Genomic DNA, 18778 nt, shown 5'->3' on the forward strand with positions numbered 1-18778 from the left:
GTGCGTCAGGGTTCAGACATGGGCCAGGGCTTGCGGGATGGGCTGGCGCACGCTGCGGACGGCCACCCCGGCACTGCTGAGCAGGGCCAGCAGGGAGATGGCGCCGAGCACGGCCAGCACCATCAGCGGTGTCAGCTCCAGCTGCAGGGGATAGCCCTGGTTGCGGCCGGGCGGCGGTGGCATCTGCACATCCACCAGCATCAGGGCCAGGGACAGGCCCAGCGCGATCAGGCTGCCCAGCAGGCCGCCCAGGGCGCCCAGCAGCAGGCCTTCGGTGGCAAAGCTGCCAATCAGCGGCCCCGGCTGGCAACCCAGGGCGCGCAGGGTGCCGATCTCGCGGCTGCGTTCGATCACGCTCATGGCCATGGCATTGCCCACCACACAGACCACGATCAGGCCGAGGATGCCTCCCAGGGTGCCGAAGATGCGGTTGTAGAGCTGGCGCACGGCGCCGTAGAAGGGCGCGAGCTGCTCCCAGTCCTTGATGGCCAGTTCGGGCCAGCGCACCTGCAGGCGCTGCTGCAACACGCTCGTTTGCTGCATGCGCTCCAGAAACAGGCCGACGCTGCTGACCTTGCTGCTGTCCAGCAGGGTCTGGGCGGTGGCGATATCGGTGTAGACCAGGCGCTGATCAAGCTCCGGCACGCCGGTGGACACGACGCCCGCCACGTGCACATCGATGGCATTGAGCGCCCCATGCGCGGTGCTGGCCATCAGGGTCAGGCCGCTGCCGGGCGTGGCCCGGAGGCTGCGCGCCAGGCCCTCGCCCAGCAGCACGCGACCGCGCTCGCCGTCGCTCAGCAGCTGCCCGCTCTTCTGGGTCAGAAACGGGCCCTTGATGGCGAACTCCGCATCCGGGCTGATGCCCACGCCCATCATCAGCGCCGACTTCTCGCCATTGCTGATCAGGCCGCCGAACTGCAGCCGCGGCAGCACATGCCGGACCTCGGGCTCGGCCAGCAGGGCCTCGCGCAGCGCCTGCCAGTTCTGCAGACCATGCTCCAGCGGCTGGGCCTCGTCGCCTTCGAAGCTCTGGGGCAGGCCCAGCACCAGATGGCCGGTGCTGCGGGCCGAGGCCTCGGCCAGGCCGGTATAGGTGTAGCGCGCAAAGCCAGCCGCGACCAGGATGGCGGCCGTGCCCAGGGCGGCAATGCCCAGGGTGACGAGCGAGCGGCGCCGGTTGCGCAGCAGATTGCGGGCCGCGAAGTCCAGCCAGCGCCGCTGTGTGTTCAAGGCGGTGTACATCATGCGGCGGCCTCGCTGTGAGCCGGGTTCAAGAGGGTGGCGGCAAGCCCGGCATCCTGCAGTCGGCCGTCCTCCAGCTGCAGCACGCGGTCGCAGAAGAGCAGGGCGCGAGCGTCGTGGGTGGCCATGAGCACGGCCGCACCCTGGGCCTTGGCACGCTCACGCAGCAGTTGCAGCACCTGGGTGGCCGTGTGGCTGTCCAGGCTGGCGGTGGGTTCGTCGGCAATGATCAGGCGGGGCTGCTTGACCAGGGCGCGGGCAATGGCCACCCGCTGGCGCTGACCGCCCGAGAGCGCATCCGGACGCTTGGCCGCGTGCTGCTCCAGACCCACGTCCGCCAGCATGCTGGCCACGCGTGCGGCGCGCTCGGCCTTGCTCAGGCCTTGCAGCAGCAGAGGAAAGTCCACGTTGTCGGCCACGCTCATCACCGGCACCAGATTGAAGCCCTGGAAGATGAAGCCCAGCGCGTCGCGCCGCAGCTGCGTCAGGGCACGCATGCCCAGGCCGTCCAAGGGACGACCCTGCCAGTGCAGATGACCGCGGTAGTCCTCGTCGATCAGGCCGGCGATGTGCAGCAGGCTGCTCTTGCCGCTGCCCGAGGGACCGGTCAGGGCCAGGATCTCACCCGCATGGATGTCGAGATCCACACCCCGCAGCGCGTGGATGCGGTGCTGACCCAGCGGGTAGCTCTTGTGCAGTCCGGCCAGCTGCATCAGCGGCGCTCGGACCATGGTCTTGGTCGCGTCCATCAGCCCAGCTCCTTGAGCAGGGCGCGGGCGGCCTCGGCCTGGGGCAGGGCCTGGTCCACGATGCGCCGGGCCAGCACACGGGCCTGCTCGGCCTGCTGCTGCTTGTGCGCCTGTCGTGCGGCGCTGAGCCAGACGCTGCCGCGCAGCCCCGGCGCGCTGTCCGCCAGGGCCGGATGGTTCAGCAGCTCCTTGAGCAGGCGTTCGCCGCGCTCCTGGCGCTTGAACATGCCGGGCAGGGCCAGAAAGGTCTGGGCGGCATTGGCGCGGACCTGCAGCGCCAGGGCCGAGCCCAGCACCTGCTGCCGCTCATGTTCGGGACGCAGCAGCTGCAGGGCCTTGTCGATCTGGGCCAGCCCGTCCTCGACGGCTTGCAGCTTGGTCCAGGGGGCCCAGGCGTCGCGGCCCTTGAGGGTGAGCGTGGTGCCCAGATAGCTCAACAGCAGGGGATTGCCCGGCTGCTGCTCTAGCAGCCGCTCCCAGGCCTGCTGCGAACGCTGGACCGCCGCCTTGTCGCCTCGCGTGGCAGCCAGGAATTGCTGGAGCGCTTCATTCAGCGACCGTGAATCCAGGGCGGGCGTGCCGGCAAGGGCGAGGCTGAGCGGGGGAGGGGCCTCGGGGCCGGCGGCGGTCTGGGCGCGCAGCGGCAGTGCGGCTGTCATCAAGAGCAGGGACAGCAGGGCCGCGCTCAGGGCCAGGGCGGGACGGTTGGTGAGAGGTGACATGGCAGCTCCATCGCTTGATTGATGGGCGCAGTCTCGTCTTGGCCTTGGGCAGCGGCCACCGGCTTGCGACCGGCCGTCGTGGCGCGGCGCGAGTTGTCACCGCAGGTCGCGAGCTGCTGGTCAGAGCCCTCACTGGGCGGCGCTGTCGCGCGGCGGCCGCCGCGGGGATCAGTACTTTCTTCTAAGTAAAGGCCCCAGTAACCAGCGGCGCCAAGCCTGGGCATGCTGCGAACTGCGTCGGGAGACCGACAAATGTCCTAGCCCCACCTTGGGATCAGCAACAGCCAGGAACCATGGTGACCCGAACGAACGACCGTCCTCTCGTGCTTGTGCTTGCAGCCGGGCGCGGAACGCGTTTTCGCGGCAAGGGGCACAAGCTGGAGCAGTCTCTGGGCGCGGACACGGTGCTGGAGCGCACGCTGGCCACCGTGATGGCCACGGGGCTGCCCATGGTGGTCGTCAGCAGCGCGCAGCTGGCACCTGCGGTGCGACGCCTGGTCGCCAGCCGGGATGTGGTGGTCATGCCCGAGCACGACGCCCGCGGGCGGCCGGAGCCCCTGGGCATGGGGCACTCCATCGCGGCCGGCGTGGCGGCCACGGGCGATGCCTCAGGCTGGCTGATCGTGCCGGCGGACATGCCCTTGCTGCAGCCCCACAGCATACTGGCCGTGGCCGCAGCACTGGGCCAGAACCCCGTGGTCTATGCCCAGTACCGCGGGCAGCGCGGCCATCCGGTGGGCTTCAATGCCGAACTCTTCTCCGAGCTGGTCGGCCTGCAGGGCGACGAAGGTGCACGCCGCATTCTGGCCCGCTACCCCTCCCTGGGCCTGGAGCTGGATGACCCCGGGGTGCTGATGGACCTGGATACCACCGAGGACCTGGAGCGGCTGCGCTCGCATCAGAACAGCACGGCCGAGCTGGACTCCGGGCTGGGCACGGGCGGGGGCGCCGGGGCGTGAGCCAGGCGTGGCCTGGCCGGGGCGGCTTCAGCGAAGCGCCGTGCCGAGGCCGGTTTTGAGCGCCAGGGCGTAAAGACGTTCGAGCTCCCGGTCGCGCAAGCCATGCTGGCGCAGGCTCAGCACCGTGCGCTCCAGATACTCCATGCTGCTGCCGGCCCGTCCGCGCGCATGGCGCAAGACGCTCAACATCTGGGCATCGTCAAGCACATCCGAGCAGTTGGGGCTGTGCCGTGAGAGCGTGAAGCCCAAGGCACTGAGTGTGGGGTGGGATGAGCTGCGACTGCCCTGGCAGGGGTGGCAGCGCAGCCAGCGGGGCTGATAGGCACCGGTCACCATCTCGCGCTCCCAGACCTGCCGGAGCACGGCTTCGGCACGGCGGGCGCCAATGCGGTAGACCAGGCCGGTGCAACTGCCACCCGAGAGCAGGGCTAGCACCAGGCCGGGCAACTCGGGCGTGCCACGGTAGACGCGTGAGCGCATGCGCAGGGCGCGGTGATAGCCCTGCACGCGCGCCAGCGTGTGCGCCTCGTAGTCAAAGTCCGGCCGCCAGATGAGGGATCCGTAGGCGAAGACATGCAGGTCCTGGCCTCGCACCCGCTGCAGATGCTCCTCCAGCAGTTGCCGGCTGCGGATCTGCCATGAGCGGGCCGCCGCAGCCTCATCGCAAGGCGCTGCGCTGGCGGGGGGCGATTCCGGTTCGCTGAGGCGTTCGACGACAGACATCTTGGCCCGAGATGCTGCCACAGCTTGCCGAGCTGGCCGGCCCGGCCAGCGAGACGGAGGGCTCGCGGCCCGCTTGGTAACCAATTTGTACCCATGCTGGGCAAGATTTGCATCGCCCCAGCAGCGGAGTGCGTGTAATATGGTTACGTAAATTCCAGCACAAGAGTTACATCACTGCATCGCATGAACACCACCCTGAGCCGTGTCACCGAGCGAATCCGTGCCCGCAGCGCGGCCACCCGCGAGCGCTATCTGTCCCTGATCGAGCGCATGGCCGCACGGCCGCGCGGCGTGGAGCGCATGGGCTGTGCGAATGTGGCCCATGCCGTCGCGGCCATGCCGGCCCATGACAAGCTGCGCATCGTGGCCGAGAAGGCGCCCCATCTGGCCGTGGTCACGGCCTACAACGACATGCTCTCGGCCCACCAGCCCTACGAGGCCTACCCGGCCCAGATCCGCGCGGCGGCGCAGGCGCGCGGCGCCACGGTCCAGGTGGCCGGCGGCGTGCCCGCCATGTGCGATGGCGTGACCCAGGGTCAGCCGGGCATGGAGCTCAGCCTGTTCTCACGCGACACCATCGCCATGGCCACGGCCGTTGCGCTCTCGCACGATGTCTTCGATGCGGCCTTGCTGCTGGGCATCTGCGACAAGATCGTGCCCGGCCAGCTGATCGGGGCCCTGCACTTTGGCCATCTGCCCTGCGTCTTTGTGCCGGCCGGTCCCATGGGCTCGGGTCTGCCCAACAAGGAAAAGGCCAAGGTTCGCGAACTCTATGCTGCCGGCAAGGTCGGCCGGGAGGAGTTGCTGAAGGCCGAGTCCGCCGCCTATCACGGCGCCGGCACCTGCACCTTCTACGGCACGGCCAATAGCAACCAGATGCTGCTGGAGGCCATGGGCCTGCATCTGCCGGGGGCCGCCTTTGTCCATCCGCATGACGGCCTGCGTCAGGCCCTGACGGATGCGGCCGTGGAACAGGCCCTGGCCATCAGCCCACGCGCCCGCTACACACCGATCGGCCGGGTGGTGGATGAGCGCTGCATCGTCAATGCCATGGTCGCCCTGCTGGCCACCGGAGGCTCGACCAATCACCTGATCCACTGGGTGGCGGTGGCACGTGCCGCGGGCATCCTGATTGACTGGGACGACTTTGCCGAGCTCTCCGCCGTGGTGCCCTTGCTGGCCCGCGTCTATCCCAATGGCGAGGCCGATGTGAACCAGTTTCAGGAGGCCGGCGGTCCCGGCTTCGTGATCCGTGAGCTGCTGGACGCCGGCCTGATGCACGAGGATGTGCTGAGCATCAACGGCGACTCCCTGCGTCCTCAGACCCGTCTGCCCACCCTCGCCGCCGACGGCAAGCGTGTGGCCTGGCAGGACCTGCCGGCCGCCAGCGGCGACGCCAGCGTGCTGCGCGGCGTGCAGCAGCCCTTCAGCGCCACGGGCGGCCTCAAGCTGCTGCAGGGCAATCTCGGCCGCTCGGTGATCAAGGTGTCGGCCGTGCCCGAGGATCGCCATGTGATTGAGGCCCCGGCCCGGGTCTTCGACAGCCAGGAAGCCATGCAAGCCGCCTTCAAGGCCGGCGAACTGGAGCGCGATGTGGTGGTGGTGGTGCGCTTCCAAGGGCCCAAGGCCAACGGCATGCCCGAGCTGCACAAGCTGACCCCGCCCCTGGCCGTGCTGCAGGGCAAGGGATTCAAGGTGGCCCTGGTAACCGACGGCCGCATGAGCGGCGCCTCGGGCAAGGTGCCGGCGGCCATCCATGTCTCGCCCGAGGCCCTGGCCGGCGGCCCGCTGGCCAAGCTGCGCGACGGCGATCTGCTGCGCCTGGATGCCGTGTCCGGCAGCCTGGAGGCCCTGGTGTCCGCCGAGGACTGGGCCGCCCGCGAGCTGGCCCAGATCCGCCCGGAAGCGCTGGAGGAAAACGGCCAGGGCATGGGACGCGAGCTCTTTGCCGGCATGCGCCGCAATGTGCTGAGTGCCGAGGAAGGCGCCGTCAGCTGGTTGTGATTGCCCACCCCTCACGCGCTTCGCGCGCCCCCTCAAGGGGGCACACCCTAGGGACCGGCGGAGCCGGATCCCTGGGTGTCGCTGGATCAGGCAGCTCCACCGCGGTAGGGGCCTTGTTTCAACTTGAGAACTTTCATCGTTTCAGCCCGCTATGAGCCTTAGCAACGACACCCTCAGCCTGGCCAGCCACGGCCCCGTGATTCCCGTGATCGTGATCCAGCGCCTGCAAGACGCCGTCCCCCTGGCCGAAGCCCTGGTGGCCGGTGGCGTCAAGGTGCTGGAGGTGACCCTGCGCACGCCGGTGGCTCTGCAGGCCATGGAGGCCATGGCGCGGGCCGTGCCCGAGGCCATCGTCGGTGCCGGTACCCTGCGCAGCGCGGCCGATGTGAAGGCCGCTCGCGATGCGGGCTGCAAATTCGGCGTGAGCCCCGGCTATACCGATGCCATCGGCGCGGCCTGCCGCGAGCAGGGCCTGCCTCTGCTGCCCGGCGTCTCCACCGCCAGCGAAGTCATGCAGGCCAATGCCGCCGGCTACCACTTCCTCAAGCTCTTCCCGGCGGTGGCCGTGGGCGGGGTCAATCTGCTCAAGGCGCTCGCCGGTCCCTTCCCGGATGTGGCGTTCTGCCCCACGGGCGGCATCTCGCTGGAAAGCGCGCCGCAGTTCCTGTCTCTGCCCAATGTCCGGGTCTGCGGCGGTTCTTGGCTGACCCCGCAGGACGCGGTGGACCAGGGCGACTGGGCTCGCATCACGCGCCTGGCCGCTGAGGCCCAGGCCCTGCGCCAGGGCTAAGCCGCGCGCTGGGCGGCCTTGGCCTCACGGCGCAAGGCCACCGCATCCGGCAGGGGCTGCTGGGCCGCGCCCCCAAGGCGGAACACGCCCAGCGCAGCCTGCACCTCGGTGGCCTGCGCCTGCAGGCGTGAGGCCGAGGATGCGAGTTCCTCGACCAGGCTGGCATTGTTCTGCGTGATGCCGTCCAGCTGCTGGATGGCCTCATGGATCTGAGAGATGCCTTGCAGCTGCTCCCGCGCACCGGTGTCTATGCCGTCAATGATGCCGGCGAACTGGCGCACCGATTCCAGGGTCTCGTCAATGCTCTGGCGGGCATCCCGGGTCTGGATCTCGCCGGCATCGACCTTCTGGGCCGAGTCGCTGATCAGCTGCCGGATCTCTTTGGCAGCGGTTGAGCTGCGTCCCGCCAGCGCCCGCACCTCGGAGGCCACGACGGCAAAGCCGCGTCCATGCTCACCGGCCCGGGCGGCCTCCACGGCGGCATTCAGGGCCAGGATATTGGTCTGGAAGGCAATGCCTTCGATCAGCTGGATGATCTCGCCGATGCGATGCGAGGAGGCCGCGATGGCGCTCATGGTGTCGGTGACGGAATGCACCACATCGCCGCTGCGGCGCGAGACCGCATTGAGTTCCTCCGCCACATTGTGGGCGCGCCGCGTCGCATCGGCACTGGTGCGCACCGTGGCCGTAATCTGCTCCATGCTGGCAGCGGTCTCCTCCAGGCTGGCGGCCTGCGATTCGGTGCGGGCCGACAGATCGCTGCTGCCCTTGGCAATGGCCGAGCTGGCCACCAGCATGCGACTGAGCTCGCGTTGGCTGTCCGCCACCAGGGCACGCATGTTCACGCACAGCTGGGACAGCGCCATCTCCAGGCCCCGGCTCAAACTATTGCCACTGGGGCTCAGCTTCCCGCTCAGATCGCCCGCCGCGAGCTGGTTGGCAAAGTGCAGCAGAGGCGCCAGGGCAGCACGGCGCCGGGCGCGCAGCCAGGCACCGCCCGCCATGGCCAGCAGCAACAGCAGGGGCAGGGCGCCATACCAGGGCAGGGCGGCCATGCCCCAGCCGACCAGGCCCATCAGCACCAGGCCCAACCAGCTATCGGCCTGTCGCAACCAGGCGCAGAACTGACGTTGCGCGGCGTGAAGCCAGCCATTGCGCAAGACCTGCCCCTCGCTGAGCCTGTGCTCCATCCGACCGCTGCGCGCCTCGTCCCGCATGCGCGCATACAGGGCTTCGGCGGACTGGATTTGCTCTCGTGTGGGCTCGCTGCGCACCGACATATAGGCCACCGGTCTGCCGGCATCGAGCAGGGGCGTGACATTGGCCACCACCCAGTAATGGTCACCGTCCTTGCGGCGGTTCTTGACCAAGCCGGACCAGGGTTTACCGGCGGCAATCGTGTCCCAAAGGTCGCGGAAGGCTTCCTCGGGCATGTCGGGGTGGCGGATCAGGTTGTGCGGCTGGCCCAGCAACTCTTCCCGCGCATAGCCGCTCACCTCGATAAAGGCTGCGTTGCAGTGCAGGATGCGGCCCTTGAGGTCGGTGGTCGACACCAAGCTCGTGCCGGCCGGAAACGGGTACTCGCGTTGAGTGACAGGCTGGTTGTCGCGCATCAAACCGTCTCCTGTATGTCGAGAGCAAGCAGGCGAAGGATAGCCCGGTCGCGGCCGGAGCGGGGCCAAGTGTTGCATGTTTGCCCCTTGGCGCGCCTCGCGCCGTTAGGATGCCGGCATGAGCACCAGTGAGCGACTCGATCTAGGGACCTGGCCGCGCCGCGCGGCTTTCGAGCATTTCCGGCAACTCCCCCATCCCCATTTCAATATCTGTGTGGAAGTGGACCTGGGCAACTTGGCGTCACGCGTGGCCCAATGTCCGGGGGCCACTCCTTTTCTGGTCTACCACCACGCTGCCTTGCGTGCGGCCAATGCGGTGGCGCCGTTTCGCTACCGCCTGGAGGGTTCCGGCGTGCGGGTTCACCAGCAGGTGGATGGAAGCACCGTGGTGCTCCGGGAGGACCAAAGCATAGGTTTTGCCAATCTGCGCTACGAACCGGAGCTGTCGGACTTTGTCGCAGCAGCCCTGCCCGTGCTGGAGCGCGTGCGCCAGCCCACACAGGCCATGGGTGGTGAAAGCCGCTCCGATGCGCCGCCCCTGATCCATATGACGACCTTGCCCTGGCTGCGCTTCAGCAGCTTCAGCTTTGCGCGCGGCCACGAGGACAGCGACACACCCAAGCTGGCATTCGGTCGCATGCAGGAGCGTGACGGCCGGCTGCGCATGCCGGTGGCTGTGGAGGTGCACCACGCCCTGATGGACGGGCTGCATGTCGCACAGTTTTTCGAGGCCCTGGAGGCCGCCCTGGCCTGAGGCCGGACCCGGGCGAGATCTCAGCTGCCGAGGCTCAGCACCACGGGCGCATGGTCGCTAGGGCGCTCATTGCGGCGCGGCTGCTTGTCAATCTCGCAGGCGCTGACGCGTCCGCGCAGGGCCTCGCTCACCAGGATGTGATCGATGCGCAGGCCCTGGTTCTTGCGGAAGGCCAGATTGCGGTAGTCCCACCAGCTCCAGCTCTTGGGCGGCTGCTCGAAGAGCCTGAAGGCATCGACCAGACCCAGTCCCAGCAAGGCCTGGAAATGTGCGCGTTCCTCGACCGTGCAGTGGATCTGGTCCGCCCAGGCTACCGGGTCGTAGACGTCGCGGTCCTCGGGGGCGATATTGAAGTCACCCATCAGCACCAGTTCGGCATGCTGCTTCAGCTCTTCCGCCACCCAGGCCCGCAGCGCCTCCAGCCAGGCCATCTTGTAGGCGAACTTCTCGGAGCCCGGCGCCTGGCCGTTGGGGAAGTAGGCCCCGATGACCCGCAGCGAGCCCAGCGTGCCGGCAATCACACGCGCCTGCTCGTCCGGGAAACCCGGGATATTGCGCAGCACCGTGTCGGCGGCCACCGGCTCGCGGCTGATCAGGGCCACACCGTTGTAGGTCTTCTGGCCAAACCAGTGCACGTGGTAGCCGGCCGCCTGGATCTCGGCGGCGGGAAACTTGTCGTCGGTGAGCTTGGTCTCCTGCAGCACCAGGGCATCGACCGGGTGGGTCTGCAGCCAGTCCAGCATCTGGGGCAGGCGCACGGCCAGGGAGTTGACGTTCCAGGTGGCGAGTTTCATGGCAGGGGCGCGGGGCGCAGGGTCAGGCGCTGACGGCAGCAGCGAAGGCCGGGATTCTAGGCCTGGGCCTGCGGCGGGGGAATCTGCAGACCGCGACGACCGATCTCGGCCATCAACTCCGTGCGCCGGCTCACACCGAAGACACGCAGCAGCTCGGTCACATAGGACTTGCGCACCGTCGCCTCCTCGATGCCCATGCGTCGCGCAATGGCCTTGTTGGATAGCCCCTGGCAGAGGTGGTAGAGCACCTCGCACTTGCGCGGCGACAGGCCCAGCTCGGCGAGTGTTGCCGGCCAATGCGACGGCGCCTGCGAGGCCTCGGCCGGCTGTGCCGACCAGGAGTCCAGCTTCAGCGCCCACAAGGCCTTGAGCAGCGCGCTGCCATCGTCGCTGGCCTTGGAGATATAGCCGCTGGCTCCCTGGGCCAGGCAGTAGTCCACCATATCCCGCTCTTCGTTGCCGGACAGCATGATGACCTGGCATGTCGGCTGGCGCTGCCGCAACTCACGCAGCAGATCCAGTCCGCTGCGCGGGCCGCCCAGCTCGATGTCCAGAAAGACCATGTCGTAGCGGCCCGTGTCCAGAGCGAGCAGGGCGCTTTCATAGCCGGCTTCTTCCTGCACGCGGCAGCCGGGTGCGCGCTCCTCGATCATCAGACGCAGGGCCTGGCGAATCAGGCTCTGGTCTTCGACGATCAGGATTTGGGCGGGGCGCTGGAGGCTGGTCACGCGGATCGGCTTCTTGGAGGTTGCGTATCCTCGCGTCCCGCACGCCAGCTAGCAAGACCCGACCCCGCAAACGCGTGCATCTATTCACGCTTGTGCTGCTCGCCGTCACGAGCCAAGTCGCGGGTTTTCAGCCGCAGGGGCGTCGCGCGTAGCTCGCGAAACGGTAGTCCCAGCCATGGCCGCGCTCGGCGGGGCTGTGATGCTGCTCCGTGCTTTGCAGCTGAAACTGCGCGGGCGACCAGGCGGGGAAGAAGGCGTCGGCGCCCTCGAACACGGTGTCCAGCTCGGTGAGCTCCAGCACATCGGCGCGGGGTAGGGCCAGGGCGTAGATTTCGGCCCCGCCCATCACAAAAACCTCGGGGGCCTCGGCGCAGGCGGCCAGGGCCGCTTCCAGGGAACTGAAGGTTTCCGCACCCTGAAGCTGCAGGCCGGGCTGGCGGCTCAGCACCAGATTGCGCCGGCCGGGCAGGGGCCTGAAGCGTGCGGGAATCGAGTCCCAGGTCTTGCGGCCCATGATGACGGGGTGACCCAGGGTCAGGGCCTTGAAGCGGGCCATGTCCTCGGGAATGCGGGCCAGCAGCTCATTGCCGCGGCCAATGCCACGGTCGTGCGCCACGGCGGCGATCAGGGTGATGCGACTCATGATGCCGGGCTCGCGACTCAGACCGCCACCGGCGCCTTGATGGGCGCGTGGTGCTGGTAGTCCTGCAGCTCGAAGTCCTCGAACTCGTAGTCAAAGATGGAGGCCGGGCGGCGCTTGATCAGCATCTTGGGGTAGGGGTAGGGCGCGCGCGCCAGCTGGGTCTGCACCTGCTCGAAGTGGTTGCTGTAGATGTGGCAGTCGCCGCCGGTCCAGACAAAGTCGCCCAGTTCCAGGTCGCACTGCTGGGCCAGCATCTGGGTCAGCAGGGCGTAACTGGCGATATTGAAGGGCACGCCCAGGAAGATGTCGGCGCTGCGCTGGTAGAGCTGGCAGGAGAGCTTGCCCTCGGCCACATAGAACTGGAAGAAGGCATGGCAGGGCATCAGGGCCATCTTGGAGAGATCGGCCACATTCCAGGCGCTGACGATGATGCGGCGCGAATCCGGACTGCTCTTGAGCTGCTTCACCACCTCGGCGATCTGGTCGATGTGGCCGCCCTCGGGCGTGGGCCAACTGCGCCACTGCACGCCATAGACGGGGCCCAGGTCACCGTCCTCGCGCGCCCACTCGTCCCAGATCGTGCAGCCGCGCTCCTGCAGCCATTTCACATTGCTGTCGCCGCGCAGGAACCACAGCAGCTCCAGGATGATGGACTTGAGGTGCACCTTCTTGGTCGTCACTAGGGGGAAGCCCTGGCTCAGGTCGAAGCGCATCTGGTGGCCGAACACGCTGCGCGTGCCTGTGCCGGTGCGGTCGGTCTTGCTGACGCCATGCTCGAACACATGGCGCATGAAATCTTCGTACTGGGAGGGGACAGCGCTGCTCATGGGCGGGATTCTAGGGCTGCAGATCCCGGGCCATCGGTAGGTCCTGGGACCGCGAGATCGGTGCCACGACCCTCAACGCATCATTTGGCCTGGATCAGCCCCTTGGTCTTGGCGTCGGCGTCATACCAGTAGTCTTCGCCCTTGAGGCGGCGGTCTCCCTGGATGGTGTAGGTCATGGAGCCTTGCTTGAACACGAGCGCGCCGTCACTGCGCTTGGCCTTCACGGCCTTGCCATTCACCTTGACCTGCTCCTTGTGGTCAATCTGGATTTCCGCCACCACCGCGCCACTGGGGCCCATGGCCTGCCAAGTGCCCGCATAGGGTGACTGATGACTGGCATGGGCGCTGGAACCCGCGCCTTCAGCGGGCGCCACGGTGACAAAGCCCGCCTTGGCGTTCTCCGCCTTGGTCTTGTTGATGTCGCAGCCCTGCAGCTCGCTCATCTGTGTGCAACCCGAGCGTTCAAGCTTCTGGCGGTACTTGGCGTCGATTGCATGGGCGGGCACATTGGCCAGCAACAGGGCGCCCAGGGCGGCGATCAGTTTCATCTTCATGTTGATACCTTTCGGGTGTAGGGCTGGCGGGACCTGCATCTCGATAAGGTGATGCCGTGACTATTCTGTGCGCGAACATCGGTCACACCAAGGCCGAACTGCCGTGCATGTGACTTTACATAATACACATTGTGCGTTCAGCCTCGGTCTGGTGCGATCTGTAAGCGTAGCGCCTGCTAACTTGCGATAGCCTTTTCGTCAAGCCTTACAACAACTCGATGACAAAAGGGAGACTGCATGCTAGGGGGGATATTTCCGGAAAAGATGCCCGCGCTTTCGGCGCTGCTGGCGGATTTGGGGCGCCCGAGCGCGGCCCGTCTTGCGGCCTCGCTGGGGGTATCTCGGGCCACTGCCCATCGGTGGATTGCGCAGGACCGGGCGCCGCGTGCGGTGCTGCTGGTGCTGTACCTGGCGGCGCCCAGCTTTGGGGCTCGATCCGAGGCGGCGCGCGTGATGCACGCGCAGGAAGGCCAGCGCCTGGCGCAGGCCCTGGCCGAGGCGCACAGGCGGGAGGCCGAGGCCCTGCGGCGCGAACTGGCGCGGGTGGTGGCCTTGGGGGACTTTGGCGCGGCGAATCAGCCCACTGTGCGGGCGCTGCCTGCGGTGGTGGTCAACGGGGGGCGCCGTCCCATTGGCGTTTGATCCACTCGCGCAAGGCCGGAACCTGGCCGATCACCACGGCGGCCAGCACGGCGCCGGCAATCACGGTGATGGCCTCGGTGATGATGGCGCGCGGTTTAGGCAGCATGCATTCCCCCACGCGGCGGCAGTCGCTCAAGAATGGTCGTTTCCAGCCTGGTAAGGCGGTGCTCGATCTTCACCAGCCACACCAGCACGGGGCCGGCAATGGCGGCCAGGGCGGCGGCGCCGGTCAGGATTTGGCCCGTGTCCATCAGCGGCCCCCTTCGGGCAGCAGCACGGCCAGCAGGCCGGCTACGGCTGCAATGCCTTGCATGGCGGCCTCGGGCACGCCAGGGGGCACGCCGGCCAGCAGCGCCAGGGCCGAGAGGCCGGCCATGGTGGATGGCTCGCGCAGGCGGGCCAGGATGGCGGCGGCGCGGCGCTTGGTGGTGTTGGTGGTCTTGGTGGTGGTCATGGTCAGAATCCCCAGATGCCCCCCGGCTTGAAGTCGTAGCCGGCGCCGGCCTCAAAGCTGGCGCCGCCGTCAAAGATGCTTGAAGGCTCGCGCGGGGCCGGGTAGCGGGCCGCCAGGCGGTCGGTTTCGTCATAGCTGGCCTGCGGTGCCAGGCGCGGCAGGAACTCGAGGCCTACGGCGCTATCGGCGGGCGGCGGCCTGCCGCTGCCTGCGTCCATGAACTGGGCGCGCAGGTAGGCCGGTGCGCCGGCCCACTTGCTGGCCTCCAGCTGGCCGAAGTTGTCAATCAGCCAGCGGGCGACCTGTGCGTCGGTGCTGGTCTGGGCGGGCGTCGGCAGGCCCACGGCTTGGCCGATGGCGCCCACGGCGCCCGAGGCGGCGCCGCCCACGGCTTGGACGGCGCCCGCGCCCACGGACGCGGCCACATTGCCCAGGCCCTGGCGGCTCACGTACAGGGCCAGCAGGCCGGCGCCGGCCACGCCTGCGCCGATCATCAGTGCTCGGGTGCTCACCATGCGAGCGGCCCCCCTGCCCCGCCCATGCTGGGCATTTTGGGCATGTCGGGCATCCTGGGCATGTTGGGCGCGGCGCCGCTGATGGCGGGCAGCGGCGGCAGCGACGGCAGGCCCGGCAGGCGCGGGCCTGCGGCCTGGTTGCGGTTGAGGTCGAGGGTTTCTTTGCGGCGCCACAGATGCACGGCGGCCAGGGTCACACCCACGGCGGCCACGATTGCGAGGGCTTGCTTGCTCATGCGAGGGTGCCTCCTGCGTTGAGATAGGCCAGGCGCAGGGCGTCCAGGCTCTTTTCGGGTTGCGCGTAGCCGGCGCCGGGCATGCTGGCCCAGATGCGGCGGACCTTGTTCACGGCCTGGTCAAAGCGCCCTGCCCTCACATCGCCCAGGGCGCCGGCTTCTCTGATGAGCTCCAGCGCGGCGCGGTCTTGGCTCTCGGGTGAGAAGTCGGGCAGGCCCAGGCGCTCGGACAGCTTGTCCCAGGTGTTTGCGCGGGTGCTGCCGCCGCCTGGCAGCGGTGACACGGCGAGGAACTGGTACGCCCCTGCGGCGCTGGTCCACAGGGTTTCGCCGGCCTTGTTGGTGAAGCGTTGCGCCACGCGCGGGTGGTCCGCGTAGCTGTCGAAGAGGCGCCCGCCAAAAAGCGTGCGGTATCCGTTGGGGCCTGCGGTGCCTTCGGCCTTGCGGATCATGAGCAGAAATGCGGCCTCATTGGCGGCGGCGGTGTCGGGCTCGGGCTGTGCGGTCATGATGGGCATTTGCTCTGCAATCAGGTCTTGAAGGGTCCACAGCGGCGCGGCGGCCTCGGTGGTCTGCTCGGCTTCGGCCTCGCCCGTGGTCGTCACGGGGTCAGGGCTTGCGCGGCGCAGCAGCCACCAGGCTGCCAGGGCGAGGCCAGCAGCGGCGGCTATTACGCGGGCCACTCTTCCCACTCGAAGTTAGCGCGCAGGGTGTTGCTGGGCGCGTTGATATAGAAGTCAATTCCGAAGCCTGGCGGGATCATCAGCGGGCGCCGAAACTCCACGCCTGCATCCTGGTTCGCCTGCATGTAGCCGCTTGCATAGAAACGAGGGGCCGCCACGGCTGCGGCTGTTGCGTCGGTGCGGACTAGTGCAACCGGCGCCGCTGCACTCACAACGCTTAGATTCGGTCCCGCGCTAGCAATGGTCGCGTGCTGCGTCGTCGTCACACGGACCCCCCACGAATCCGCCGCCAAGGCGCCGCCGCGTGCGCTCATGATGAACAGGTTTCTCCCAGACGCAGCGGGGTTATAAATCTGGCAGACCGGCGCGTTTCCGGTCGCTGAAGGCGCAGCACGAAAGCACACGCCTGCCGCCACTTTGTCGCGCTCGGCGTCGATTACCCGCACATTACCCACCAAGCGGGCCGACTGCACACGGCCCACGCCCAGCCGCACGATGCCAGCACAGGCGCCCGAGGTCGGGCTGATTTCCCAGGTGCTGCACGCCTGCGGCAATTCGATTGCATCGCCGGGGAAGTACAGGCCCAGGTCTGCGCCGTCTGCGCGAACCCTGATGGATTCATCGGCGCCGCCTGCGCTTCCGCTCTCGTAGCGGAAGAACGAGGCCGCCGCATTGATGAGGCGGGGGCCGGAAAAGGTCAGAGTCTGGAGCATGTCAGCCCTTTTTCATTGCGACCACTACGGCCACAAGGCCCACGGCTGCAAGGGCCGCAATGGTCAGGGTTTTGTTTCCGTTGGCCTGGCTGGCGGCTGCGCTGTAGGCGCCGGCCACATTGGCGGCGGCGCTGTCGGCATTGCGGCTGCTGGCCTTGAGCAGATCGCCCGTGAGGCCGGCCAGCTGGTCGAAGCGTTCGCCGGCCCAGCCCATGGCCTCGGTGCTGGAGCGGAAGGCCGCCGCCGTGCTGGTCTGCGCCAGGTCCAGGGCGCCGCGCGTGCTGCGCTCGCCCGAGGCTATGGCGGCCTCCTGCGCGCGGGCGGCGGCGCTGGTGGCGCCTTGGCTGCTGTCGCGGGCTGCCGTGATGGCGGCCAGGGCAATCTGGCGCGCGGCCTCGGTCTGGCCGGCGTCGATGGTCTGCACGTGGGTTGTGCTGTTATCGGTCCAGTTGTTCCGACTGCGGTTGCTGTTGTCGGTGTTCTGCGTCCAGCTGGTCTGGCTCGCGTCCACCCAGTTCGTGCTGGAGTCCCAGGCGTTGCCACTTCCCGCGATGCCGCCGCCTGCGTCGTTGACTTGGCGGTTGTCGTTGTAGGTGGTGTTCGTGCTGGTGTTGGTGTTGCTGCTCTTCTTGGTGCTGAACAAGCCCATGAGCTCACCCCTTCTTGATGATGAAGGCCGCGAAGGCGCCGGCCAGCGCCAGCGCCAGCAGCGGATTCATCCCGGCCTGGTCGGCATAGCCGAAGGCGGGCGCGGTGGGCTGGCCCATGGTGGCGCCGCCTGCGCGGCCTCCGGTGGCGCGGCTGCTCCCGGTGGATACCGTCCAGCCGCTGCCGTCCATCATGGAGCGCGCGTCGGTGGTGCCGCCGCTGACCATGGGGCCGCCGCCGCCGCCGATGGCATCGCCCAGGCCCTTGCCGATGCCACCCGCCAGGGAGGCGCCGGCCTTGGAGGCCAGGAACATTTCGAGCATGCCTTAGCCCTTCTTCGATGCCACGAACCACACCACGCCGCCCACCAGCAGGAAGGGCATCAGCGCGTTGAGGTTGAGCAGCGTCGGCGGGCGCTGCTGGCCCAGGCTCACGCCGCCAGGCCGGGGCACGCCTGCGCCGCCCATGAACAGCGGGCCTTGCGTGCTGCCGAGGGTCGGATAAGGCTGCGCGGCCTGTGCGCGGCTATACAGGTCAATATCCATGCGCTTGGCGAGGTAGCCGGTGCCTAGGGTGGTCGCCACTTGCAAGGCGCCCGACCAAAAGCCGCCGCTCCCGTCGCTGCGGGCTGCGATGACTTGCGGGCTGTCGTTCGCGCCCACATCGCCCACGCCGCCGTCCTCGGTGCCGTCATAGCCGGCGCCGCTGATGGAATCCCAGAATGCACCCATTTGTGCGTCCCTTTCGTGTTGTCAGGCCCAGCGCCACACGGGCGCCGGGCTGGTTTGCTTCAGGGCTGCGGGGTCACAGGTTGTTGGGGCTGTCCAGCACTTCCACGATAGCCGTGATCGTGTCGGCAGCGCCCAACGCAAGGTTGAACTCCAGCGCGCGGGCGTCCGCAGTTGCAAGGGCCGCGCTGTGGACGTTGTCATGCACAAAGTCCAAGTGGTAGTAGCGGCTCTGCGGCGTCTTGCGCTGCTCCTGCTCCACAAAGCGTGCATCGCGGCATTCGATGCGGTCCCAGACGGCCACGCCGTTTTTCTTGCACTCCACCGACTGCACATTGCCGTTCGCGCTCGCGGTCCAGTCGGTGCCGGTGTACTTGAAATGAATGCGCTGCACGATGGCGCCCTTGAAGATCGGGGTCCACGTGATGGCGGTGCCGCCGCTGGTCGGAACCTGAATCTTCAGCAGCTTCTTAATCAGCTGTCCGTCCGGGTTCGGTTCCTTTGGATTGAATTGCAGGCTGGTAAAGCCGCCCAGGGCGTACAGGGCCGGCGTTCCCGATGCGGCGGTGTTCGCCACTTCGATAAACATGTCTTGCCCGCCCAAGGCCGGAATGTCGATTCCGCCGATTTCTTTTGCGACGACGCTCAGGCCGTCGCGCTCGGTGAAGTCGATGGTGAGGCTGTCGGCCTGGTCGTGAATGCCCTTGTACTTGTTCAGCGCGTCCAGTTCGGCGCCGCTGATGGGGCCATAGACCACGCGGGCGCCGATCTTGACGACGATTTCGCTGATGGTGGCCTTGGTGATGGAGTTGGTGCCGATGAACTTCAGGACCACGCGCCCGAGCGTCATGTCATAGCGCGGAATCTGGATGGTCGAGCGGACGCCGTTAGCAACGGGATTGAACGGGGGCAAGCGGAGATAGATCACACATAGCGCCCCCCGGCCCCTTGTGGTGATGCGGCGCTACCGGCGCCGCTGCGGTGTGCTGGTGCTGCTGGATCAGCCGGCCAGGGCCTTGTCCACCATATCGCGCGTCACGCCGACCTGGCGCAG

Annotated in this window: 26 protein-coding genes; 5 read left to right on the forward strand and 21 right to left on the reverse strand. The window is 67.9% G+C overall.

The annotated features are described in order from the left end of the window. Positions 1-12: 12 nt before the first annotated feature. From DFR39_RS10620 to DFR39_RS10630, 3 genes are read right to left on the reverse strand one after another with little or no spacing between them, the layout of a single operon-like run. On the reverse strand, positions 13-1248 hold the full coding sequence (locus DFR39_RS10620) for an ABC transporter permease (protein ID WP_211343848.1): 1236 nt from the start codon (positions 1246-1248) through the stop codon (positions 13-15). Continuing rightward, positions 1245-1994 carry an ABC transporter ATP-binding protein gene (locus tag DFR39_RS10625; RefSeq protein ID WP_211343849.1) on the reverse strand — a complete coding sequence of 250 codons (750 nt, stop codon included), beginning with the start codon at positions 1992-1994 and terminating at the stop codon, positions 1245-1247. The genes DFR39_RS10620 and DFR39_RS10625 overlap by 4 nt, the downstream gene beginning before the upstream one ends. Beyond that, a complete protein-coding gene (locus tag DFR39_RS10630) occupies positions 1994-2716 on the reverse strand; it encodes a hypothetical protein (RefSeq protein WP_133603538.1) in 723 nt (240 codons plus the stop codon). Before DFR39_RS10630 ends, DFR39_RS10625 begins: the two co-directional genes overlap by 1 nt. 323 nt (positions 2717-3039) lie before the next feature. Between DFR39_RS10630 and DFR39_RS10635 the strand changes: the two genes are divergently transcribed. Then, entirely contained in the window at positions 3040-3675 is a 636-nt protein-coding gene (locus DFR39_RS10635) for a nucleotidyltransferase family protein (protein WP_246030786.1), read from the forward strand. Between the two features lie 27 nt (positions 3676-3702). Here the strand turns inward: DFR39_RS10635 and DFR39_RS10640 are convergent, their stop codons facing one another. Beyond that, positions 3703-4398, reverse strand: coding sequence for a gamma-glutamylcyclotransferase (locus DFR39_RS10640; RefSeq protein ID WP_133603540.1), 696 nt, complete (start codon positions 4396-4398; stop codon positions 3703-3705). A 183-nt stretch (positions 4399-4581) separates the two neighbouring features. On the opposite strand from DFR39_RS10640, the gene edd reads away from it, so the two are divergent. Both edd and DFR39_RS10650 read left to right on the forward strand, forming a co-directional pair. Further along, a complete protein-coding gene (edd, locus tag DFR39_RS10645) occupies positions 4582-6402 on the forward strand; it encodes a phosphogluconate dehydratase (protein ID WP_133603541.1) in 1821 nt (606 codons plus the stop codon). A gap of 151 nt (positions 6403-6553) precedes the next feature. Then, positions 6554-7192, forward strand: a complete 639-nt coding sequence (locus tag DFR39_RS10650) for a bifunctional 4-hydroxy-2-oxoglutarate aldolase/2-dehydro-3-deoxy-phosphogluconate aldolase (RefSeq protein ID WP_133603542.1) — start codon at positions 6554-6556, stop codon at positions 7190-7192. On the opposite strand, the gene DFR39_RS10655 is transcribed toward DFR39_RS10650, so the two are convergent. Continuing rightward, entirely contained in the window at positions 7189-8805 is a 1617-nt protein-coding gene (locus tag DFR39_RS10655) for a methyl-accepting chemotaxis protein (protein WP_133603543.1), read from the reverse strand. The genes DFR39_RS10650 and DFR39_RS10655 overlap by 4 nt on opposite strands. A gap of 118 nt (positions 8806-8923) precedes the next feature. Between DFR39_RS10655 and DFR39_RS10660 the strand changes: the two genes are divergently transcribed. Next, on the forward strand, positions 8924-9559 hold the full coding sequence (locus DFR39_RS10660) for a CatA-like O-acetyltransferase (RefSeq protein WP_133603544.1): 636 nt from the start codon (positions 8924-8926) through the stop codon (positions 9557-9559). 20 nt (positions 9560-9579) lie between these two features. On the opposite strand, the gene xth is transcribed toward DFR39_RS10660, so the two are convergent. The 5 genes from xth to DFR39_RS10685 all read right to left on the reverse strand — a co-directional run bounded on the left by xth (position 9580) and on the right by DFR39_RS10685 (position 13105). Beyond that, entirely contained in the window at positions 9580-10353 is a 774-nt protein-coding gene (xth, locus tag DFR39_RS10665; protein WP_133603545.1) for an exodeoxyribonuclease III, read from the reverse strand. Between the two features lie 56 nt (positions 10354-10409). After that, positions 10410-11081: a response regulator transcription factor gene (locus DFR39_RS10670; RefSeq protein WP_133603546.1), complete on the reverse strand. Its 672-nt coding sequence runs from the start codon at positions 11079-11081 to the stop codon at positions 10410-10412. 127 nt (positions 11082-11208) lie between these two features. Beyond that, complete coding sequence (locus tag DFR39_RS10675; RefSeq protein ID WP_133603547.1) at positions 11209-11724, reverse strand: dihydrofolate reductase; 516 nt, start codon at positions 11722-11724, stop codon at positions 11209-11211. Positions 11725-11741: 17 nt separating this feature from the next. Continuing rightward, complete coding sequence (locus DFR39_RS10680) at positions 11742-12551, reverse strand: thymidylate synthase (protein ID WP_133603548.1); 810 nt, start codon at positions 12549-12551, stop codon at positions 11742-11744. A gap of 80 nt (positions 12552-12631) precedes the next feature. Beyond that, positions 12632-13105, reverse strand: a complete 474-nt coding sequence (locus tag DFR39_RS10685; protein ID WP_133603549.1) for a hypothetical protein — start codon at positions 13103-13105, stop codon at positions 12632-12634. A 264-nt stretch (positions 13106-13369) separates the two neighbouring features. Here DFR39_RS10685 and DFR39_RS10690 point away from each other — a divergent pair, with 264 nt between their 5' ends. Further along, positions 13370-13747, forward strand: coding sequence for a hypothetical protein (locus tag DFR39_RS10690; RefSeq protein WP_133603550.1), 378 nt, complete (start codon positions 13370-13372; stop codon positions 13745-13747). Here the strand turns inward: DFR39_RS10690 and DFR39_RS19835 are convergent. The 11 genes from DFR39_RS19835 to DFR39_RS10735 all read right to left on the reverse strand — a co-directional run bounded on the left by DFR39_RS19835 (position 13716) and on the right by DFR39_RS10735 (position 18652). Further along, positions 13716-13853, reverse strand: coding sequence for a hypothetical protein (locus DFR39_RS19835; protein WP_162849491.1), 138 nt, complete (start codon positions 13851-13853; stop codon positions 13716-13718). The two genes, DFR39_RS10690 and DFR39_RS19835, sit on opposite strands and share 32 nt — an antisense overlap. Further along, positions 13843-13998: a hypothetical protein gene (locus DFR39_RS19840; RefSeq protein ID WP_162849492.1), complete on the reverse strand. Its 156-nt coding sequence runs from the start codon at positions 13996-13998 to the stop codon at positions 13843-13845. Before DFR39_RS19840 ends, DFR39_RS19835 begins: the two co-directional genes overlap by 11 nt. Next, positions 13998-14201 (reverse strand): hypothetical protein, encoded by a 204-nt coding sequence (locus DFR39_RS10695; protein ID WP_133603551.1) that lies wholly within the window; start codon positions 14199-14201, stop codon positions 13998-14000. The genes DFR39_RS19840 and DFR39_RS10695 overlap by 1 nt, the downstream gene beginning before the upstream one ends. A gap of 2 nt (positions 14202-14203) precedes the next feature. After that, positions 14204-14713: a hypothetical protein gene (locus tag DFR39_RS10700; RefSeq protein ID WP_133603552.1), complete on the reverse strand. Its 510-nt coding sequence runs from the start codon at positions 14711-14713 to the stop codon at positions 14204-14206. After that, positions 14710-14952, reverse strand: coding sequence for a hypothetical protein (locus DFR39_RS10705; protein ID WP_133603553.1), 243 nt, complete (start codon positions 14950-14952; stop codon positions 14710-14712). The genes DFR39_RS10700 and DFR39_RS10705 overlap by 4 nt, the downstream gene beginning before the upstream one ends. After that, positions 14949-15557: a glycoside hydrolase family 24 protein gene (locus DFR39_RS10710; RefSeq protein WP_246030787.1), complete on the reverse strand. Its 609-nt coding sequence runs from the start codon at positions 15555-15557 to the stop codon at positions 14949-14951. The genes DFR39_RS10705 and DFR39_RS10710 overlap by 4 nt, the downstream gene beginning before the upstream one ends. A gap of 65 nt (positions 15558-15622) precedes the next feature. Then, a complete protein-coding gene (locus tag DFR39_RS10715) occupies positions 15623-16348 on the reverse strand; it encodes a hypothetical protein (RefSeq protein ID WP_133603554.1) in 726 nt (241 codons plus the stop codon). Between the two features lies 1 nt (position 16349). Further along, on the reverse strand, positions 16350-16997 hold the full coding sequence (locus DFR39_RS10720) for a hypothetical protein (RefSeq protein ID WP_133603555.1): 648 nt from the start codon (positions 16995-16997) through the stop codon (positions 16350-16352). Positions 16998-17001: 4 nt separating this feature from the next. Beyond that, on the reverse strand, positions 17002-17319 hold the full coding sequence (locus DFR39_RS10725) for a hypothetical protein (protein ID WP_133603556.1): 318 nt from the start codon (positions 17317-17319) through the stop codon (positions 17002-17004). Between the two features lie 3 nt (positions 17320-17322). Beyond that, positions 17323-17727 carry a hypothetical protein gene (locus tag DFR39_RS10730; RefSeq protein WP_133603557.1) on the reverse strand — a complete coding sequence of 135 codons (405 nt, stop codon included), beginning with the start codon at positions 17725-17727 and terminating at the stop codon, positions 17323-17325. A 73-nt stretch (positions 17728-17800) separates the two neighbouring features. Next, positions 17801-18652: a major capsid protein P2 gene (locus DFR39_RS10735; protein WP_133603558.1), complete on the reverse strand. Its 852-nt coding sequence runs from the start codon at positions 18650-18652 to the stop codon at positions 17801-17803. Between the last annotated feature and the right edge of the window lie 126 nt (positions 18653-18778).

This window comes from Roseateles asaccharophilus, from assembly GCF_004362405.1.
Taxonomy (GTDB): domain Bacteria; phylum Pseudomonadota; class Gammaproteobacteria; order Burkholderiales; family Burkholderiaceae_C; genus Kinneretia; species Kinneretia asaccharophila.

What these genes read in the sequence shown, in the direction of transcription:
- DFR39_RS10730 (WP_133603557.1), bottom strand. Translation starts at nt 17,727, where the DNA reads ATGGGTGCATTCTGGGATTCCATCAGCGGCGCCGGCTATGACGGCACC.
- DFR39_RS19840 (WP_162849492.1), bottom strand. Translation starts at nt 13,998, where the DNA reads ATGGACACGGGCCAAATCCTGACCGGCGCCGCCGCCCTGGCCGCCATT.
- DFR39_RS10630 (WP_133603538.1), bottom strand. Translation starts at nt 2,716, where the DNA reads ATGTCACCTCTCACCAACCGTCCCGCCCTGGCCCTGAGCGCGGCCCTG.
- DFR39_RS10650 (WP_133603542.1), top strand. Translation starts at nt 6,554, where the DNA reads ATGAGCCTTAGCAACGACACCCTCAGCCTGGCCAGCCACGGCCCCGTG.
- DFR39_RS10625 (WP_211343849.1), bottom strand. Translation starts at nt 1,994, where the DNA reads ATGGACGCGACCAAGACCATGGTCCGAGCGCCGCTGATGCAGCTGGCC.
- DFR39_RS10725 (WP_133603556.1), bottom strand. Translation starts at nt 17,319, where the DNA reads ATGCTCGAAATGTTCCTGGCCTCCAAGGCCGGCGCCTCCCTGGCGGGT.
- DFR39_RS10685 (WP_133603549.1), bottom strand. Translation starts at nt 13,105, where the DNA reads ATGAAGATGAAACTGATCGCCGCCCTGGGCGCCCTGTTGCTGGCCAAT.
- DFR39_RS19835 (WP_162849491.1), bottom strand. Translation starts at nt 13,853, where the DNA reads ATGCTGCCTAAACCGCGCGCCATCATCACCGAGGCCATCACCGTGATT.
- DFR39_RS10720 (WP_133603555.1), bottom strand. Translation starts at nt 16,997, where the DNA reads ATGGGCTTGTTCAGCACCAAGAAGAGCAGCAACACCAACACCAGCACG.
- DFR39_RS10705 (WP_133603553.1), bottom strand. Translation starts at nt 14,952, where the DNA reads ATGAGCAAGCAAGCCCTCGCAATCGTGGCCGCCGTGGGTGTGACCCTG.
- DFR39_RS10620 (WP_211343848.1), bottom strand. Translation starts at nt 1,248, where the DNA reads ATGATGTACACCGCCTTGAACACACAGCGGCGCTGGCTGGACTTCGCG.
- DFR39_RS10675 (WP_133603547.1), bottom strand. Translation starts at nt 11,724, where the DNA reads ATGAGTCGCATCACCCTGATCGCCGCCGTGGCGCACGACCGTGGCATT.
- DFR39_RS10655 (WP_133603543.1), bottom strand. Translation starts at nt 8,805, where the DNA reads ATGCGCGACAACCAGCCTGTCACTCAACGCGAGTACCCGTTTCCGGCC.
- DFR39_RS10690 (WP_133603550.1), top strand. Translation starts at nt 13,370, where the DNA reads ATGCCCGCGCTTTCGGCGCTGCTGGCGGATTTGGGGCGCCCGAGCGCG.
- DFR39_RS10695 (WP_133603551.1), bottom strand. Translation starts at nt 14,201, where the DNA reads ATGACCACCACCAAGACCACCAACACCACCAAGCGCCGCGCCGCCGCC.
- edd (WP_133603541.1), top strand. Translation starts at nt 4,582, where the DNA reads ATGAACACCACCCTGAGCCGTGTCACCGAGCGAATCCGTGCCCGCAGC.
- DFR39_RS10680 (WP_133603548.1), bottom strand. Translation starts at nt 12,551, where the DNA reads ATGAGCAGCGCTGTCCCCTCCCAGTACGAAGATTTCATGCGCCATGTG.
- DFR39_RS10640 (WP_133603540.1), bottom strand. Translation starts at nt 4,398, where the DNA reads ATGTCTGTCGTCGAACGCCTCAGCGAACCGGAATCGCCCCCCGCCAGC.
- xth (WP_133603545.1), bottom strand. Translation starts at nt 10,353, where the DNA reads ATGAAACTCGCCACCTGGAACGTCAACTCCCTGGCCGTGCGCCTGCCC.
- DFR39_RS10660 (WP_133603544.1), top strand. Translation starts at nt 8,924, where the DNA reads ATGAGCACCAGTGAGCGACTCGATCTAGGGACCTGGCCGCGCCGCGCG.
- DFR39_RS10715 (WP_133603554.1), bottom strand. Translation starts at nt 16,348, where the DNA reads ATGCTCCAGACTCTGACCTTTTCCGGCCCCCGCCTCATCAATGCGGCG.